General features: G+C 61.7%; 16 protein-coding genes and 2 pseudogenes. 14 read left to right on the top strand and 4 right to left on the bottom strand.

Annotation, left to right across the window (positions count from 1 at the left end):
* Positions 1-28 precede the first annotated feature (28 nt).
* A complete protein-coding gene (locus tag C6V82_RS00255) occupies positions 29-607 on the bottom strand; it encodes a PRC-barrel domain-containing protein (RefSeq protein ID WP_229843092.1) in 579 nt (192 codons plus the stop codon).
* A gap of 162 nt (positions 608-769) precedes the next feature.
* Here C6V82_RS00255 and guaB point away from each other — a divergent pair, with 162 nt between their 5' ends.
* The 7 genes and pseudogenes from guaB to C6V82_RS00290 all read left to right on the top strand — a co-directional run bounded on the left by guaB (position 770) and on the right by C6V82_RS00290 (position 9,720).
* Complete coding sequence (guaB, locus tag C6V82_RS00260) at positions 770-2,239, top strand: IMP dehydrogenase (protein WP_102586888.1); 1,470 nt, start codon at positions 770-772, stop codon at positions 2,237-2,239.
* Positions 2,240-2,340: 101 nt separating this feature from the next.
* Positions 2,341-3,918, top strand: coding sequence for a glutamine-hydrolyzing GMP synthase (gene guaA, locus C6V82_RS00265; RefSeq protein WP_102586887.1), 1,578 nt, complete (start codon positions 2,341-2,343; stop codon positions 3,916-3,918).
* Between the two features lie 77 nt (positions 3,919-3,995).
* A complete protein-coding gene (locus C6V82_RS00270; RefSeq protein WP_102586886.1) occupies positions 3,996-5,000 on the top strand; it encodes a virulence RhuM family protein in 1,005 nt (334 codons plus the stop codon).
* Between the two features lie 176 nt (positions 5,001-5,176).
* Positions 5,177-5,335, top strand: a pseudogene (locus C6V82_RS00275) (GMP synthase (glutamine-hydrolyzing)); the annotation flags it as partial.
* A 298-nt stretch (positions 5,336-5,633) separates the two neighbouring features.
* Positions 5,634-7,328 (top strand): hypothetical protein, encoded by a 1,695-nt coding sequence (locus C6V82_RS00280; RefSeq protein ID WP_229843090.1) that lies wholly within the window; start codon positions 5,634-5,636, stop codon positions 7,326-7,328.
* Positions 7,325-9,058, top strand: a complete 1,734-nt coding sequence (locus C6V82_RS00285) for a hypothetical protein (protein ID WP_102586884.1) — start codon at positions 7,325-7,327, stop codon at positions 9,056-9,058. The genes C6V82_RS00280 and C6V82_RS00285 overlap by 4 nt, the downstream gene beginning before the upstream one ends.
* 284 nt (positions 9,059-9,342) lie before the next feature.
* Positions 9,343-9,720, top strand: a complete 378-nt coding sequence (locus tag C6V82_RS00290) for a VOC family protein (RefSeq protein ID WP_229843089.1) — start codon at positions 9,343-9,345, stop codon at positions 9,718-9,720.
* Positions 9,721-9,757: 37 nt separating this feature from the next.
* Here C6V82_RS00290 and C6V82_RS00295 read toward each other — a convergent pair whose 3' ends face one another.
* The gene (locus tag C6V82_RS00295; protein WP_102586882.1) at positions 9,758-10,756 is read right to left on the bottom strand and encodes an NADP-dependent oxidoreductase; all 999 of its coding nucleotides are present in this window, start codon (positions 10,754-10,756) and stop codon (positions 9,758-9,760) included.
* 146 nt (positions 10,757-10,902) lie between these two features.
* A complete protein-coding gene (locus C6V82_RS00300) occupies positions 10,903-11,187 on the bottom strand; it encodes a hypothetical protein (protein WP_146157035.1) in 285 nt (94 codons plus the stop codon).
* 215 nt (positions 11,188-11,402) lie between these two features.
* Here C6V82_RS00300 and C6V82_RS18200 point away from each other — a divergent pair.
* The 7 genes and pseudogenes from C6V82_RS18200 to C6V82_RS00340 form a co-directional block, all read left to right on the top strand.
* A pseudogene (locus C6V82_RS18200) lies at positions 11,403-11,525 on the top strand (ectoine hydroxylase); the annotation flags it as partial.
* Positions 11,526-11,570: 45 nt separating this feature from the next.
* On the top strand, positions 11,571-12,032 hold the full coding sequence (locus C6V82_RS00310) for a YchJ family protein (protein WP_102586880.1): 462 nt from the start codon (positions 11,571-11,573) through the stop codon (positions 12,030-12,032).
* A gap of 269 nt (positions 12,033-12,301) precedes the next feature.
* Positions 12,302-12,826, top strand: coding sequence for a helix-turn-helix transcriptional regulator (locus C6V82_RS00320; RefSeq protein ID WP_180978217.1), 525 nt, complete (start codon positions 12,302-12,304; stop codon positions 12,824-12,826).
* Between the two features lie 196 nt (positions 12,827-13,022).
* A complete protein-coding gene (locus tag C6V82_RS00325) occupies positions 13,023-13,991 on the top strand; it encodes a DUF2157 domain-containing protein (RefSeq protein WP_102586879.1) in 969 nt (322 codons plus the stop codon).
* Positions 13,988-15,064 carry a DUF4401 domain-containing protein gene (locus tag C6V82_RS00330; RefSeq protein ID WP_102586878.1) on the top strand — a complete coding sequence of 359 codons (1,077 nt, stop codon included), beginning with the start codon at positions 13,988-13,990 and terminating at the stop codon, positions 15,062-15,064. Before C6V82_RS00325 ends, C6V82_RS00330 begins: the two co-directional genes overlap by 4 nt.
* A complete protein-coding gene (locus tag C6V82_RS00335) occupies positions 15,061-15,591 on the top strand; it encodes a GDYXXLXY domain-containing protein (RefSeq protein WP_102586877.1) in 531 nt (176 codons plus the stop codon). Before C6V82_RS00330 ends, C6V82_RS00335 begins: the two co-directional genes overlap by 4 nt.
* A gap of 28 nt (positions 15,592-15,619) precedes the next feature.
* Positions 15,620-16,831, top strand: a complete 1,212-nt coding sequence (locus tag C6V82_RS00340) for a DNA glycosylase AlkZ-like family protein (RefSeq protein ID WP_180978216.1) — start codon at positions 15,620-15,622, stop codon at positions 16,829-16,831.
* A 114-nt stretch (positions 16,832-16,945) separates the two neighbouring features.
* Here the strand turns inward: C6V82_RS00340 and C6V82_RS00345 are convergent, their stop codons facing one another.
* Complete coding sequence (locus C6V82_RS00345; protein WP_102586875.1) at positions 16,946-17,884, bottom strand: LysR substrate-binding domain-containing protein; 939 nt, start codon at positions 17,882-17,884, stop codon at positions 16,946-16,948.
* Between the last annotated feature and the right edge of the window lie 15 nt (positions 17,885-17,899).

A 17,899-nucleotide genomic window follows, 5' to 3' on the forward strand; every position in this document is an offset into this window, starting at 1 on the left:
GGTGCTGCGAGAATCCTTCGGTCGCGTATCAGTTGCCGTCGGTGGACATCGCATCCAGGGCCGAATTCCAGGCGCGCTGGGCGTTCTCGCGGGTGGTTTCCCAGGCGCTTTCCGCACCTTCCTGGGTGGTTTCCCAAGCGCTTTGGGCGCCTTCCTGGGTTTCCATCCACGCCTCGCGGGAACGCTCACGGGCCTGCTGCCACCAGTCGTTGTCGTAGACCGGATAGCCCTCGATCTCGTCGGCGCTGGCATCCAGCATCACGCGGTGCTCGGTGTCGCCGTCGTCGTCCTGGTAGGTCGTCAGGCTGAACTGGCCAGCCTTGACGATAAACTCTTGCCCGCCAAGGTTCAGCACGCTGCCGCTTTCGATGACCAGAGCGGCGACGCCCATGCCCTCGTCGAGCAGGATGTCCTCGACCTCACCGACTTCCTCTTCGGGGTTGGCGCTCAAGTAGACATCGGCATCGATGATGTCCTCGGCGGAGTAGAGGCCCTGGGGTTGATGGCCTTGGGGTTGATGGCCATGGTTTTCTGCCATAGCACTGGCACTGATGCCGGCGGCAAGGGCCGCGATGGTCAGTGCGAGGGGGGTTGTCATCTTCGTCATGGGTCTCTCCTTGATCCTGCGAATCTGCAGTGACGCAGTGTAGACCCACCCTAGAGCAGATCGTTGCAACCTGCATACCCCCCGTGACGAGACCCACCCTTGGCCGTTATAATGGTTGATTAACTTCCCCTCCGTTCACCAGCTCACTGGGTGTTGCCGATTATGCTACGTATGGCCCAAGAAGCACTTACGTTCGACGACGTATTGCTCGTGCCCGGCTACTCCGATGTCCTCCCCAAGGACGTCAGCCTCCGGACCCGCCTGACCCGCAACCTCTTCCTCAATATCCCGCTCGCTTCGGCCGCCATGGATACCGTCACCGAAGCCCGCCTGGCCATCGCCATGGCCCAGGAAGGTGGCATCGGCATCATCCACAAGAACATGACCATCGCCTCTCAGGCCGCCGAAGTCCGCAAGGTCAAGAAGCACGAGAGCGTGATCGTCAAGGACCCGGTTACCGTGGGGCCCAAGGCCAAGCTCGAAGACCTGCTGGCGATGGCCAACGAGCATGGTTTCTCCGGCTTCCCGGTGGTCGAGGGCGAGACCCTGGTCGGCATCGTCACCGAGCGTGACATGCGCTTCCAGCCCAATCATGGCGACAGCGTGGCCGACATCATGACCCCGCGCGAGCGTCTGGTCACGGTGGCCGAAGGCACCAACCTCAACGTCATCAAGTCGATGATGCAGGAGCACCGCGTCGAAAAGATGCTGGTGGTGAACGATCGGTTCCACCTGCGTGGCCTGGTCACCTTCAAGGACATCGAGAAGGCACGCACCTTCCCCAGCGCCGCCAAGGATGCCGATGGCCGCCTGCTGGTCGGCGCCGCCGTGGGCACCGGCCCGGAAACGCCGGATCGTATCGCCGCACTCGCCGAAGCCGGTGTCGACGCCATCATCATCGACACCGCCCATGGCCACTCCAAGGGCGTGATCGACCGGGTGCGCTGGGCCAAGGAGCACTTCCCGCAGATTCAGGTGATCGGTGGCAACATCGCCACCGCCGAGGCAGCCACGGCACTTGCCGAAGCGGGCGCGGATGCCGTGAAGGTGGGTATCGGCCCGGGTTCGATCTGCACCACGCGCGTTGTCGCCGGTGTCGGCATGCCGCAGATCACCGCGGTTGCCAATGTCGCCGCGGCGCTGGAGCCCTTCGATATCCCGCTGATCGCCGATGGTGGCATACGCTTCTCCGGCGACCTGGCCAAGGCCATCGCCGCCGGCGCCAGTGCGATCATGGTGGGTGGCCTGCTGGCCGGTACCGAGGAAGCCCCGGGCGAAATCGAACTGTTTCAGGGCCGCACCTACAAGGCCTACCGTGGCATGGGCTCGATGGGTGCCATGTCGCAGAATCAGGGCAGTGCCGACCGCTATTTCCAGGACAAGAGCGAAGGTGCCGAAAAGCTGGTGCCGGAAGGCATCGAAGGTCGCGTGCCCTACAAGGGCGTGATGAGCGCCATCGTCCACCAGTTGATGGGTGGCCTGCGCGCCTCGATGGGCTACACCGGCTGCACCAATATCCAGGAAATGCGCACCAAGCCGCAGTTCGTGAAGATCACCGGGGCCGGCTTCGCCGAATCCCATGTGCATGACGTGCAGATTACCAAGGAAGCCCCGAACTACCGGGCGGGCTAAGACCGTAAGCTTGAAGCCGGACGCTTGACGCTGGAAGTGGGCCCACTGCCTCTTCCAGCTTTCGCGTTTTCGGCATGTTTGCCTCTCAAAGGAACGGCCAGATGACCGATATTCACGCCCACAAGATCCTGATCCTCGACTTCGGCTCCCAGTACACCCAGTTGATCGCCCGCCGCGTGCGCGAGATCGGTGTGTTCTCCGAGATTCGCGCCTTCGACATCACCGAAGACGAGATCCGCGAGTACGACCCCAACGGCATCATTCTCGCCGGTGGCCCGGAATCGGTCACCGAACTGGGTTCGCCCCGTGCGCCGCAGTGCGTGTTCGAGATGGGCCTGCCGGTACTCGGCATCTGCTACGGCATGCAGACCATGGCCGAGCAGCTTGGCGGCAAGGTGGCGGGCTCCAACATCCGCGAATTCGGCTACGCGCAGATCCGCATCGACGAGCCCACCGAGCTGTTCCGCGATATCTCCGACCATATCGACCACGCCACCGGCAAGAACCTGCTCGACGTGTGGATGAGCCATGGTGACAAGGTCGCCGAAGTGCCCGCGGAGTTCACTGTCACCGCCTCCACGCCGAGCTGCCCCATCGCCGCCATGGCTTGGGAAGCCAAGCAGTTCTACGGCGTACAGTTCCACCCGGAAGTGACCCACACCCTGCAGGGCCAGCGCATTCTCGAGCACTTCGTGCTGGAGATCTGCGGTGCCGAGCGGCTGTGGACCCCGGCGCAGATCATCGAAGATCAGATCGCCCGCGTGCGCGAGCAGGTGGGCGACCGCCATGTGCTGCTCGGCCTTTCCGGTGGCGTGGACTCCTCGGTGGTGGCGGCACTGCTGCACAAGGCCATCGGCGACCAGCTGACCTGCGTGTTCGTCGACAACGGCCTGCTGCGCAAGGCCGAGGGCGACCAGGTGATGGAAACCTTCGCCCGGCACATGGGCGTGAAGGTGATCCGCGTGGACGCCGAGGACCTGTTCCTCGACAAGCTCAAGGGTGAGGCCGACCCCGAAGCCAAGCGCAAGATCATCGGCAACACCTTCATCGACGTGTTCGATGACGAAGCCAGCAAGATCGACGGCGTCGACTTCCTGGCCCAGGGCACCATCTACCCGGACGTGATCGAATCCGCCGCCGCCAAGACCGGTAAGGCGCATGTCATCAAGTCGCACCACAACGTCGGCGGCCTGCCCGAGACCATGAAGCTCAAGCTGGTCGAACCGCTGCGCGAACTGTTCAAGGACGAAGTGCGCAAGCTCGGCCTGGAACTCGGCCTGCCCTACGACATGGTCTACCGCCACCCCTTCCCGGGGCCGGGCCTCGGCGTGCGTATCCTCGGCGAAGTGAAGAAGGAGTACGCCGACATCCTGCGTGACGCCGACGCCATCTTCATCGAGGAACTGCACAACGCGGGCTGGTACCACAAGACCAGCCAGGCCTTCGCCGTGTTCCTGCCGGTCAAGTCCGTCGGCGTGGTCGGCGATGGCCGCCGCTACGAATGGGTCATCGCCCTGCGCGCCGTGGAAACCATCGACTTCATGACCGCCCGCTGGGCCCACCTGCCCTACGAGCTACTGGAGAAGGTCTCCAACCGCATCATCAACGAGCTCGCCGGTGTCTCCCGCGTCACCTACGACGTCAGCAGCAAGCCGCCTGCGACGATCGAGTGGGAGTGAGCCTCTCGCAGTGCTACTCTTCAGAAAACCCGCCTGCATGGCGGGTTTTCTGTCTCTGAGATAAGGAGGGGGAACGCATGGATGCTAGTGAACTGATTCTCTATCAGACCGAGGATGGTCGCACCGCCATCCACCTGCGTGCCGAGGAGGGCACCGTCTGGCTTACCCAGGCTGAGATCGCCGATCTGTTTGCGACGACCAAGCAGAACGTTAGCCTTCATGCTCGCAACATATTGAAAGATGGTGAGTTATCTCCGGATTCAGTTGTCAAGGAATCCTTGACAACTGCTGCAGATGGAAAGCGCTACAAAGTCAAGTGGTATAGCCTGCCGATGATTCTGGCGATCGGCTATCGCGTGCGCTCGCCACGCGGCACGCAGTTCCGGCAATGGGCCACGGCCAACCTCAGCGAATATCTCATCAAGGGCTTCGTCATGGACGACGAGCGTTTGAAGGAGCCTGGCGGGTGGGATTACTTCGACGAGCTGCTGGCGCGCATCCGCGATATCCGCGCGTCGGAGAAGCGCTTCTATCAGAAGGTGCGGGATCTCTTCGCCTTGAGCAGCGACTACCGTGCTGATGACCGGGATGCACAGCTGTTCTTTGCCGAGGTGCAGAACAAGTTCCTGTATGCCGTTACCGAGCAGACCGCCGCCGAGGTCGTCGTGAATCGTGCCGATGCTGGGGCGCCCAACATGGCGCTGACCACCTGGAAGGGGGCACGGGTGCGCAAGCAGGACGTCACGGTGGCCAAGAATTACCTGACGGCCGACGAGATCGATACCCTTAACCGGCTGGTGGTAATCTTCCTCGAACAGGCGGAGCTGCGGGCCAAGCAACGTAAAGAGCTGACACTGGAATACTGGCGCCAGAATGTCGACCGCCTGTTGGCATTCAACGACAGCCCGACACTTGAGGGTTCAGGTAACATCAGTGCGGAACGGGCCAGGACCATTGTCCATGAACGTTATGAGCAGTTCGATGCCCAGCGCCGGCAGAGAGAAGCCGCCGAGGCTGATCTTGATGACTTGCGGGCGCTGGAGTCTCTGGAACAGCAGGTCAAGCGGGATAAGAACGGATGAACAGGAACGACGACCGGCCAGCACCGGTCGAGCAAACCTTGCTGACCTGGTTTCATCGACGTGTCACCGATGAGAAGAAGTAGGCGCTGCGTGCCAAGGTCATCAGCAATGCCAGTGCACGCCAGAAGCAAGTGCTGGAAGATGCTCAGAAACGTAGTCGTTGGGGGTGGTCCTGTGCAATGGAAACCATCGGCTTCATGGCCGCGCGCTGGGCATATCCGCCCTACGAGCTGCTGGAGAAGGTTTCCAACCGCATCATCAACGAGCTCGCCGGCGTCTCCCGCGTGACCTACGACGTGAGCAGCAAGCCGCCCGCGACGATTGAGTGGGAGTGATCAAGCGTTAGTCGCTAGCTGGCACCAGACGGTAAGAAACCCTAAAAAGCCCATGCGTTCATGGGCTTTTTTGTTTTTTCGTCTGGCAGAATATGGCAACTAATGGCAGCGGGAAGCACCGCTTTAGCGTGGTAGCCAAGTAGTATTAGTGGAAATGAGGCTCTTATGTGGCACCATGAGTGCGAAATAGATTGAGGGGATTTAATCGACTTAGAGAATCTTGTAAGCTCTTTTGTGAGTAAAGTGTCAAATGGACAGAACAATGGCAACAGAGGGAGCCCCGATAGACGAGTCGGAGTTGGCTGCTCAGCTCCGCACACGCGGCTTGGTTCGTACTGTTGCGGATCGAGAGTGCTGGCGTCTGGATGATAACCGCTCTACATTTCTCGAGACGCTCTCGACCATCTTGAACGCTACCGATGCGCCACCGATTGACCTACACATCGAAGATGCGCTGGCAGAATTGGAGGGACCGCGCTTCTTCCGCGTCCAGCATGTTCTATGCGATCTGATACCTTTTCTGAACGTAGATCAAGACGTCCTTCTCACCTTCATCACGCGCCTGCTCGATACAGGTGGCAACGATTTGGCTGCTGGCGCTCCGAGTACCGCTTTTGGCGAGTGGACGAAGAAGGTCCCAGCCAGATCTTCCAAGGTCTATGAGGCAGCACGTACAGGCGATAACCTCGCTTTGCGTCAACTATTCACGGTTCTCATAATGAACGCTGATGTCGAGGAAGGCCTAATTTTCGCGCAAGCTCAAGAGCGCGAAGCGAAGCTCGCAGCCATCTCGGCTTTAGGAACTATGGAATTGGGTGAACGCTACCATGAGGTACTCGATACACTTCTCCAAGGAGCCTCTAGCGACGATGAGGGCATCGCTCTTCGGTCACTTGAAGCATGCTACCGCGCTGTTGAAAAACGAAAAGTAACCGCTCCAACCAGTTTCGACGAACAACTCGAACGGGTTCTTCAGAGTCAGAGTTCGCTAGCGATTCACTTGGCTGCAGAGCTCCTATGGCGTAACCAAGAGGGCCTTACAGAGAACGCCATGGACCTGTGCCTCAACGCCGTTGCAGATGTTGACCCAGACAATATTGGAACCATCTCTCACATCGATCATGCCTCATACCAACTTGTGAGCGCTGGTCGAGCTGAACAAGTGATTCACCTTCTTGCTGAATTGCTTGATCGTTCGGAGGGGCGGATCACGCTGGACGCGTTCCAAAGTACGTGCCATGCGTTGAAGCATGCAGGCTCTGAAGTGCTTGGTAGTGCGGTTGTGTATTGGCTGCTCAATGGGGGTGTATACACTCGTAAATGCGTGGCGAATGAAGTGTGTAGCGTTGGGAAAGATGGCCCATCTTTCTCAGTCCCCAAGTCCTCTCTTCCTACGGACTCATCAGACCAGCTGTTCCTTTGCCGGAAGGCTGTCGGATGGTTCTTTATCGATCCACTGGCAGCAGTTGCCATACCATTAGCGGTACTTCGCGACGGATGTCAGGATATTGCCAGTGACGTCCTCAATCTGATCTACGACCCCCTGCTCCTAAGTTATGGTGGCAAGTTGAAGGACTATCTTGAACGCTACGTTGAAGATGGCGGAGCGAATGGCTTTGGTATTACGGAACTGCTCGCCCGAAAGGTTGCATTCAAGGACGCATTGGAAGGCATTGAAAAATTGGTCGAACTGCACCCTAGTGAAATGCAGCGCGAGACAGAGCGTGTTCAGTGGAACGAGCAGATGGAAAGGGGCATGGAACAGGGGAAGCGGGAATCTATATTTGAGAATCTCTTCACCAAACAATACATCCTGTATGGCCGCTCGTCGCTGACGCCGATTCATACCGGTGCGGGCGCTACGCATCTCACCGAGAACGAAATGAAGTCGTTCTCGATCTCGTCCGAGTTACCTCTCCTCAATATTGTTGACCCGATTGGTCTCGACTACTTGCTTGTTCACCTCAAATTTGAGCCACGAGAACAGCGATGAAACTTGTCTTGACGCACTATCTGCGCTCGCTGCGCGAACGCGAGGAACTCGACGCAATTTTGCCCGATCTTCTGGCTGAGAGTGGGTTTGAAGTTCTAACCCGCCCCCGCCGTGGCACGGGTCAAGCCGGTGTCGACGTCGCTGCAGTCGGTCCCAATCCTGACCGCGATAACGTTAGAAGTTTGTTCCTGTTTACAATAAAATCCGGTGATTTGACGAGAGAGCATTGGGATACCGGTCAGCAGGCTGTTCGGCCGTCTCTTAACCAGGTTCTAGATGACTATATCCCGAACCGCATCCCTCCCCACCTATCGGATCTACCCATCGTCATTTGTGTCTGCATGGGTGGCGAGATGCGTGAGAATGTTCGTGCCCAGTGGAGTGGCTTCTGCCGGACGAACGAGAAAGCCACCGTTCACTTCGCCGAGTGGAACGGAGAACGCCTCGCGGATTTGATCCTTAGCGGCGTGCTGCGTGCAGAGTTAATTGAGGATGAGAACCGGGGATCGTTCCAGAAGGCGCTAGCGATGCTTGACCATCCCGACATCGCATATCGGCATTTCCGTGACTTGCTCAATGCCATCTTCACCAAGCCTAAGAACCAGGCAGAGCGTACACGTCAGCTACGTAAGACCTATCTTTGCCTTTGGGTTCTTTTCGTATGGGCTCGTGATACGGGCAACCTTGAAGCGGCGTACCGAGCATCTGAGCTGGTACTACTACGTAGCTGGCCACATTGCGATAATACCCGTCTGCGCAAAGGGCCGATACAACGGGAGAGGCTAACTCATTTCGATCAGGTCTTGAAGCTTCATAACATCATTGCCCACCTTCTTCTCGTTGAGAAGATTGGGCCGTTCGCCGATAAGCGTTACGCGCTTTCTATGGCCGTAAATTCACGCAACGCGGTCGATATTAACATTGCACTGTTCGAGACGCTGGGGAGGTTGTCTCTGCACGGACTATGGTTGGATGCCATGAGTTCCTCGCAGGACGAGGCATTTTCGCAGGCAATGAGTGAAGGGGCGGATAAGGTGCTAAACATAGCGATTGGGATGCTAAATGCAAACCCAGTGCTTGCCGCCCCCGTTCGGGACGATTTCACGATTGAACTGACTATGTTTATGCGTCTTGCAGACGTGCGTGGCCGTATTTCCAATGTTGCCGACTACATCCGTGGGATGTCCGATCACCTGTGCAATGGACTGAGAATTCGGAAGCACTATCCTACGCCGATGACAGATTATCGAGACGTCCTAGCCCATCCCAGAGACCGCAGTGATGCATACTTCGAAGAGCATACGCGTGCTGGGATTCTTTACACTTTTGTGCTCGCTTGGCTTGCGATGATTGGAGATAATGAACGCGCAGAACGCTTGCGAAGCACCTTGCTTGAGCACGCTCCGCACATGACACACCAAATCTGGATTCCTGACGGCCAAACGGATGAGGTCTTCTGGGATGGTGGCCGAGAACATGGCCTGTCGGTACCAGGTCTGCCGCTCAACGAGTCGCTCGAAGCCGTCTTTGATCTCATCAATCGCGTAATTATGGAGCATCCGCTGCATGAGCGAGTAAGTGCTGTGAGAATAGGTCTTATCCCTATTTTCCTTACGGCCTGCCGCCATTATCGCATGCCTGTGCCACCGCACGCTTGGCAAGCTCATGATCGTTCCTCACCGGACAGTACCGCCTCTGATCAATCCGTATCGGATCCTGGGATGCAGTAGTCGCAAGGTGGGTAGTCTTTGGTAGGAACACGCTTCGAAACGCTCTGCTGTAAGACAGACCCAACAGACCGCAATTGGGGACGGACTCTCATTCTTGTGATTCGCAAGTTGGTTAAATGGCGTTTCAGCCACTCTCGAAGTCTGCGCAACTGGCCTCTGTGGCCACTACTTGAGTGGCGGAGTTGGTCTGTGCGATGTGTCACCTCACGGGCGTTGCTTCCCACTGCTAAGGTGATGCTACTGACTACCGCCACAGAGCGGGAGGTGTCCGTATGGACCAGCGCATGAGCTTGATCACTCTGGGGGTGGACGATCTGTCGCGGGCGCGCCGCTTCTACGAGGAGGGGCTGGGTTGGCGGGTGGGGTTGGCCGTGGAGGATGAGGTGGTGTTCTTCCTGCTCAACGGGGTGATCCTCTCGCTCTATTCCCGGGTCGATCTGGCGAAGGACGCTGGCGTGCCGGATTCAGGCGGTGGCTTCACCGGCATCAGCCTGGCCCACAATGTGGGCTCCCAGGCCGAGGTGGACAGCGTGCTGAGCGAAGCGGAGCGCGCCGGCGGGCGTATCGTCAAGCCGGCCAGCAAGGCGGAGTGGGGCGGTTACTCCGGCTATTTCGCCGACCCCGATGGCCACCTCTGGGAGGTGGCGCACAATCCCTATTGATGGCCAGGGCAATACCTGGCTCGGTTGAGGGCCCCGGTTACAGCCGCACTAGCATCTTGCCGGTATTGGCGCCTTCGAACAGCGCCAGGAAGGCGTCCGGCGTGCGCTCCAGCCCCTCTTCGACGGTTTCCGTGTAGTCGATCTCGCCCCGGGCGACTTGCGGGCCGACCTCTTCCAGGAAGCGCGGATAGTCGGCCCAGTGATCGAAGATGATGAAGCCCTGCATGCGCAGGCGCCGGATCAGCAGCATCGCGAGGTTGCTCGGCCCCGGTGTCGGCTGCTCGGCGTTGTAGTGGGCGATCATCCCGCACACGGCGATACGGCCGCCGGTACGCAGGGTGTTGAGGGCCGCTTCCAGGCAGACGCCGCCGACGTTCTCGTAGTAGACATCGAAGCCATCGGGGCATGCGGCCGTGAGTGCTTCGGTGAGCTCTCGGGTATCACGGTCGCGGTAGCTCACCGCCTTGATGCCGTGGGATTCCAGCCACTCGAGTTTCTCGGGTGCCCCGGCGATGCCCACCACGGTGCCACCTCGGGCCTTGGCCAGTTGAACGGCCAGCGAGCCCACCGCGCCGCTGGCCGCGCTGACCAGCACGTTGTCGCCGTCGCGCATCTCGGCGATCTTGTTCAGCCCGGTCCAGGCGGTCATGCCCGGCATGCCGAGCACACCGAGGTAGGCCTGTTCGGGGACCTCGATGCTTGGCAGCGGTTCGACCTGGTCACCCGGAAGCTGAGCGATGTCTCGCCAGCCGCCCATGTGCCGCACCTTGTCGCCCACGGCCAGGCGGGAGTCGCGGGATTCGACCACCTCGCCCACCGCGGCACCTTCCAGCGGCTCGCCGATGACGAAGGGGTCGACGTAGGTCTTCACCCCGGTCATGCGCCCGCGCATGTAGGGGTCCACCGACAGCCAGGTGTTGCGGATGCGCACCTCGCCCTCGGCCAGGGCGGGAAGCTCGGTCTCGTGCAACTCGAAGAGCTCGCGGTTCGGCGTGCCCTGGGGAAAGTCGCGGATGGAGAAGTAGCGTGACTGCATGGTGTTTCTCCTTCAGATGACGATTAACACGCCAGGGTGGTCGATTTTCTCCATCAATGAAACCGCCACGTGCGGATCACTCCGGGTGGCGGTGTTGCGTTGTGGGCTTCCTGGTCCGCGATCGCCGCGGGAAGAGGTGGCTGTGTTCAGCCACGCAGCTTGCGGGCGTTGGATTGCGTCTTGGTGCTGTAGGGCTTCAGCGCCGCCGCGGTGATTCGCGCGGGGTCGGCACCTTGGGCCGCCGCCACTGCCGCTCGCTCGGTCGCGGTGGCGTAAATTGTCGCCTTCTCCATCACCATGCCCATGGCTTCTGGGCCGGTCATGGCGCCGCTGGCCATCATCATGGTGCGGCGGTAGATCACTTCAGTGGCAGAAACCATCATCATGTTGTAGGAAGATGCGACCTTCATCCATGTGACCATCATGTCCATCGGGTTATTCTTCATTTCGTCTGCTACTCCTCATGGCTTTTACCGTCGGCTTGGTGCTGGTTCATGCTCCCGCCTCCTGTGGATGGCGGTTATCGCCACCCGAACCTCGCCGTAGGGTCATCGAGAGGCAGGATTGGTTCAAGATAGCGTCAACTACGATCGATGTCGGTGCGCTGACACACCCTCTTGCCTCACTGACCACTTGGGTATGGCTTGGCATGTCACGCATGCGCTCTTTGAGCTGTTCGATCATTCTGACGGACAATGGCCAGTTCAATGGCTCCCTGAGGTTGATACCCGGCCTGCACCAGTATTTCATTCCTTGTGTCGGTCGCACGCTGGTGGATGCCTGATACGAGTGGCCCTCACCCCATGAGGTGTGCATGAGACAGTACGATCACAGCACCTGCCCCTGCGGAAGCGGCGAACCGCTCGCCGGTTGCTGCGGGCGCTATCACGCCGGCGAGCCGGCGCCGACCCCCGAGGCGCTGATGCGCTCGCGCTACAGTGCCTTCGATCTCGAGCTCACCGACTACCTGTTGGCGACCTGGCACCCGAGCACCCGGCCGCCGAGCCTGGAAGCGGACGCCGCGACCACCTGGAAGCGTCTCGAGGTGCTCGAGAGCGGCGAGGAGGGCGAGCGGGGCTGGGTGCGGTTCCGCGCCACTTTCCGCGAGGGCAGGCGCTGGTCGGTGCTGGAGGAGTCGTCGCGCTTCGTGCGCGAGGCGGGACGCTGGTGCTATGTCGATGGCAACCCCGCCATCCATCGGCTCAAGCCCGGCCGCAACGCGCCTTGTCCCTGCGGCAGTGGGCGCAAGTTCAAGGCCTGTTGCGGCCTGGTATGAGGGTTGAGGTTGCGTCGTAGTGTTGTCCGTAGGTTGTCAATTGACAACCATTCGAGATGTGTCCTATTCTTTGCTCATGGGGGCTTAGATGCCACGTTCTCGCCATAGTAAAAAGGAAGTCGAAGTAGCCTTGGTGAATGCCGCTGTGGCGAGTTCTGTATCGTGAGCGTGTGGAGCACGCCGAAGAACCCAGCCAACCATGCCAGGCAGCTACGCCGTGTCGTTGATAACTGCACGGGTAGTCCATCCTCTGAGGAGGACGACAAGCCATGATTCACTACGACTTTACTCTGAAATTTGCCGTTCCTGATGTGCTGGACATGGAAACGCTGGAAGCCCGTCTTTTCGAGGCAGGCTGTGACGATGCACTTATCGGGCTTGGGCAGAAAGGCCGTCTGGCTCTGGAGTTTTCACGTGAAGCGGCCTCTGCCCATGAGGCGATCACCAGCGCCATGGCGGATGTGAAGTGCGCCATATCAGAAGCGCGCCTGATCGAAGCCGGTCCTGACTTGGTGGGTGTGACCGATATCGCTGAGCTGTTTGAATTCAGCCGCCAGAATATGCGCAAGCTGCTGCAGTCACATTTGGCGACCTTCCCGTTGCCGCTGCATGAAGGGCGAGCCTCACTCTGGCATCTGGCCGAGGTCCTGGAGTGGTTTGGTACACACCATCACAAGGCGATTGATGAGACGCTGCGTGAGGTAGCCAGAGTCAGCATGCAGGCCAACGTCGCTCGCGAGACTCGTCGCTTGCCGCCAGAGGATATCCAGCGCTTCGACGCCCTGGCTTCGTGACGGCTCGCGTTCCAGAAAACGGAGTCGCTGCATCTCTACTCGTGCGTACTGACTGCATTCGCCCTACTATCCTGACGTATCCGCCACGGCCATCCGAGTTGATGTGGCAAGGCAGGGTATCGGGTGTTCACGAGTAATTAGGCGTTCTCGAACGGCGCCTGGACTGGCTGGGGCGATTCAAACACAGGGAAACGACATGGCTTCCATTCGCCGTGAACTGGTCGGGTTGATCGAACGAGAGGCGATACCGCGCGAGCAGGTGGAGCGCGCCGTTCGGCTCTCCGGGCTGCATCCCACGGGCCGGGCCTGGTCCGTGTTCGTGGATCGATTGCTGCTGTGGCTGGGCACGCTGGCGCTGGCCTTCGCGGTGTTGTTCTTCATTGCCTACAACTGGGCCGAGATGACCCGCTGGCTGCGCTTCGGGTTGGTGCAAGTCGCGCTGGTGGCGGCTATCGCGGTCTACTGTTGGGGGGCGAGGCGGCCGGAGGTGGCCCGGGCATCATTGACGGCGGCTTCGCTGCTGCTGGGCGTGCTGCTGGCGCTGTTCGGCCAGGTGTACCAGACCGGCGCCGACCCCTGGCAGCTGTTCTTCATTTGGGCGGTGTTGATGCTGCCCTGGGTGCTGGTCGCCCGCTTCGACGTGCTCTGGGTCGCGTGGCTTGGCTTGCTCAATGTGTCACTGGCGCTCTATTTCCGCATCTGGGGAGGGGCATTCGGCCTGTTCGCCAGCGACGTGGCCGCCCTGTGGGGACTGTTCGTGCTCAATACCCTGGCGCTGGTTGCCTGGGAGTTGGCGGCGCGGCGCTGGTATTGGCTCGCGGCCGGGTGGCCCACCCGCCTGCTGGCGCTGGGCGGGGGCATCCCGATCACGCTGCTGGTCATCACGTTCATCTTCAACGAGCGGGCGGACTTCTCTCCGTCGCTGTTGGTGTATGCCCTGTGGCTGTTGGCGCTCTACGTCGTCTACCGCCACTGGAAACCGGACCTGTTCATGCTGGCGGGGGGCTGTTTGTCGGCGATTGTCGTGACGACGCTGTTCCTCGGCAGGCACCTGTTCGGGCAAGCCGAGGCGGCCGGGTTCCTGATGATGTCGCTGGTGGTATTGGGCCTGGGTTCCGCGGCGGTGTTGTGGCTCAAGCGGCTCCACGTGGAGATGTCGTCATGACTCACCCTGCGAGGCGACTGAGATACAGGCTTGGCCGGGCTGGTATCGAGGTGAGCGGCGAGCAAGAGGCGCCCCCGCTGGAGATGCCCTGGTTCGTGCGCACGCTGCAGGCGTTCTCGGGCTGGTTGGCGGCGCTGTTCCTGCTGGGGTTCATCGCCATGGGCGTGGTGTTCGTGATCGAGAGCAGCGTCGCCTCCGCGGTGCTGGGTGGTGCGATGATCGCTGGCGCCTATGCGCTCCTGCACCGGGCACCCGGCGACTTTGTCGAACACCTGGCCCTGGCCGCGAGCCTAGCGGGACAGTTGCTGGTGGCCTGGGCGCTGGTCTCCGCCCTGGAAGACGCAAATACCCCATTCTGGTGGGGGCTGTTGGTGCTTCAGGGCTCGCTGGCGCTGGCCATGCCGAGCCTCACCCATCGCACCTTCTCCGCCTTCGCCGCCAGTCTGGCGTTCTATCTGGCCTTGACCGAAGGCGTCTCGGCGCCGTCGCTGGCCGGCGGCCTGGTGCTGTTGGCGGCCACCGCCCTATGGCTCAACGAGTTTCGCTGGCCGGCCCGTCTGCGGTCCATGCAGGCCTGGGGCTATGGCCTGCTGCTGGGCCTTTTGGCCATTCAGGCCATGGAAGATTTCGGCCATTCGCTGCTCATCGGGCGCTACCACCTCGGTAGTGGCCTGGCCTGGCTGGAGCCTTGGGTGGGGGATGCCCTGGGCACGCTGGCGCTGTTGCTGCTGCTTCGGCACGTATTTCAACGCCACACCCGGACAGTCGCATCGTCCGCGCGTGCCGCCGCCTATGGCGTCGTGGCCGTGCTGATGCTGGCGTCGCTTCAGGCGCATGGTTTGACCCAAGGGGCCGTGGTGGTTGCGCTGGGATTCGCCATCGGCAATCGTCTGGTCATGGGGCTCGGCGGAGTACTGCTGCTGCTCTCCATAACGAGCTACTACTACTGGCTCGACGCGACACTGCTGATCAAGGCGCTGACGCTGCTCGTTCTCGGCGTGCTGCTGTTGGCGATCCGCTGGGCCTTGCGGCACTGGTGGCGGGCCGGGCGAGGGGAGGACGCGGGCCAATGATGCCGGCAAACAGGCTGAACAAGATCGTGGTAGTGGCCGCCATGCTGCTGATTCTGGCGGTGGTCAACTGGGCTATCTGGGCCAAGGAGCGCCACCTGGCCGAGGGCGAGGTGGTGTATCTGGAACTGGCACCGGTAGACCCGCGTTCATTGATGCAGGGCGACTACATGGCGCTGAACTTCGAGATCGGCAACCGCATTCGGGGCGCGCTGCACGAAAGGCTCGACGACGAGACCCAGGCCGTCGATGGCCATGTGGTCGTGCGTCTGGACGACCAGCGGATCGCCCATTTTCAGCGGCTGGGCGCCGGCGAACAGGCACTGAGTGCCGACGAGATGCGCCTGCGCTACCGGCTGCGCAACGGCCAGGTGCGCTTCGCCACCGATGCCTTCTTCTTTCAGGAGGGTCACGCCGAACGCTATGAGCCCGCTCGCTACGGCCTGTTCCGTGTCAACGAGCGCGGCGAGCCGCTGTTGGTCGCCCTGCACGGCCCCGAGCTGGAGCCGCTCGGGGAAATGGAGCGTTAAGGGTTTGGCGCCGAAACGAGGAGACCCGATGACCGCCCGACAACCCTTCACCCTGGCAGCCGGCGATGCCCGCCGTCTGCTGGTGCGCTATCACTTCCAGGCGGCGCCGTTGGAAGCCGTCATCCGTCGTCTGGGCACCATTCAGTTCGATCCCCTGGCGCCGGTGGGCACCAATCCGGATCTGGTCCTGCAGGCCCGGGTGCCAGGGTATCGGCAGGGTGACTGGCGGCATGCGGCCTATGAGCGGCGGCTGCTGGTCGATGGCTGGGACAAGCAGGCCAGCCTGATCCAGCCCGCTGAGTGGTGGGCCCAGGCGCCGTTTCAGCGCTGGTTCGCCCGGCGCTGGCAAAAGCACGGCGTGGATGTCGATGCCCCGGAGGCGCGTGCCCTGGTCGAGCAGGTGGCTCGCCATGGCCCCGCCACCAGCCTCGAGCTTGGCGATCAACGGGCCGACCCCGCCCTGCGCGGTAGTTGGTACGGGCCCAAGCGTTCGCGGCATCTGCTCAAGGCGTTATGGGATGCCGGGCACTTGATGACCCACCATCGGGTGGGCGGGCGCCACGCCTACGACCTGCCCGAGCGCGTGCTGCCACAGGGCATGGGAAAGGGAGAGGCAAGCGCCACGCAAGACGATGCCCTGCAACGGCTGGTGGTACGCCGCGTTCAGGCCGCCGGCCTGCTGCGTCCCACCGCCGATGCCGCCGTCTGGTCATTGCCCTGTCAGCGCGGCGAAAGAGATCGCATCGCCGCCCGGGCCGTGGCCCAGGGCGAGTTGGTCGAACTCGATGTGGAAGGCACGCGCTACTGGGCCACGCCTGCGGTCCTCTCGCGGCTGGATGAGGCGCCTGCCCCGACCGGCATCGGGGGCGTGCGCTTTCTCGCCCCGCTGGATCCGCTGATGTGGGATCGCGGCGGCGTCGCCCGGTTGTTCGGCTTCGATTACGTCTGGGAGGTCTACAAGCCCCAGGAACTGCGCCGCTGGGGATACTATGTGCTGCCGGTGATGTGGGGCGAGCGCTTCGTCGCCCGCTTCGATGCCAAGTGCCGACAGGGCACCTTGACCCTGCTGGCGTGGCACTGGGAACCCGATATCCACCCCGCCAGGCTGCCCGAAGGGCTGGCCGAAGCGCTGCAGCGGGCCGCCAGTGCGTTCGTCGACTACCTTGGCGCGTCCCGTGTCGTGCTGCCCCGGGGGCTGGGGCGTGAAGCGCGACGCGCCTGGCAGCGGGCGGTGCACTGAGGGGCGGCAAGCTCGCGCCATGATGGCTTGCCGGCCATCCCCAAAGAGGGCAGAGCGTTGTCGAACCCTTGCCTGCCCCATTCGTCGAAATCCGTGCAATCTGTCCGGTCAACGTCACGCCGACCGGTGAGGAGAGCGCGTGGAGGAGCCGGCCAGGGCCGCCTGAAGCGCCTGTTCCTGAGGCACGAGGGCGCTTTGCAACCATTCGCGGAAGGCGGCTGCCCGAGGGGTTGCCATCACCCCGGGGAGGCCAACCAGATAGTAGCCGAATTCGGTGCGCCGCCAGGGCCGTAGGGGGAAGAGGGTTCCCTGCCGCAGCGTCTGCTGGGCCACCGTGAAGCGCGCCAGGCAGACTCCGAGGCCCTGGTCACAGGCGGCAAGGGCAAGGCCTGCATCGGAGACCCGCAGGCGGGGCAGGTCGTCGGTGTCGTGGAGCCCCTCGGCATGCCACCAGGGGGGCCAATGGCTCCAGGGCTCCGTGGCGGTGGCGCCACCATCTTCGATATAGCGCTGGTTTCGCCAGTCGCCGGCGGCGGCTTCCGCTGGTCCCACCATGGTAATGGCATCGCCCAGCAGGTAATGGGTATGCAGGCCGGGGTAGTGGCCGCCGCCGAAGCGGATGGCCAGGTCGGCCTCGCCCTGGTGCAGGTCCACCAGGTGGTCGGCGCCTATCAGGTCGAGGCGTAGCCCCGGATGGCGGCGCAGAAGGCCGTCGAGGCTCGGCAGCAGGCAGTGACGGGTGAATGACTGGGGGGCCGATATCGTCAGTGGGCCATCGATGGGGGATTGGCCGAGCTCGGCGGTGGCCTGTTCGATCATCGCGAAGGCCTCGGCGATGCGCTTCTGGTAGCGTTCACCCGCCCGGGTCAGGGTCACACCCCGGGCACGACGTTCGAAGAGGCGTGTGCCCAGTTCGGCCTCCAGCGCCTTGATGCGATGGCTGACGGCGGCGGGGGTGACATGCAGTTCTTCTGCCGCGATTCGGAAGCTGCCCAGGCGCGCCGCCGTTTCGAAGGCATTCAGGGTGGCCAGGGGGAGGCGTCTCGGGTGCATGGGTTAGCCCTGCTA

This window comes from Halomonas urumqiensis, from assembly GCF_003028575.1.
Lineage (GTDB): Bacteria > Pseudomonadota > Gammaproteobacteria > Pseudomonadales > Halomonadaceae > Halomonas > Halomonas urumqiensis.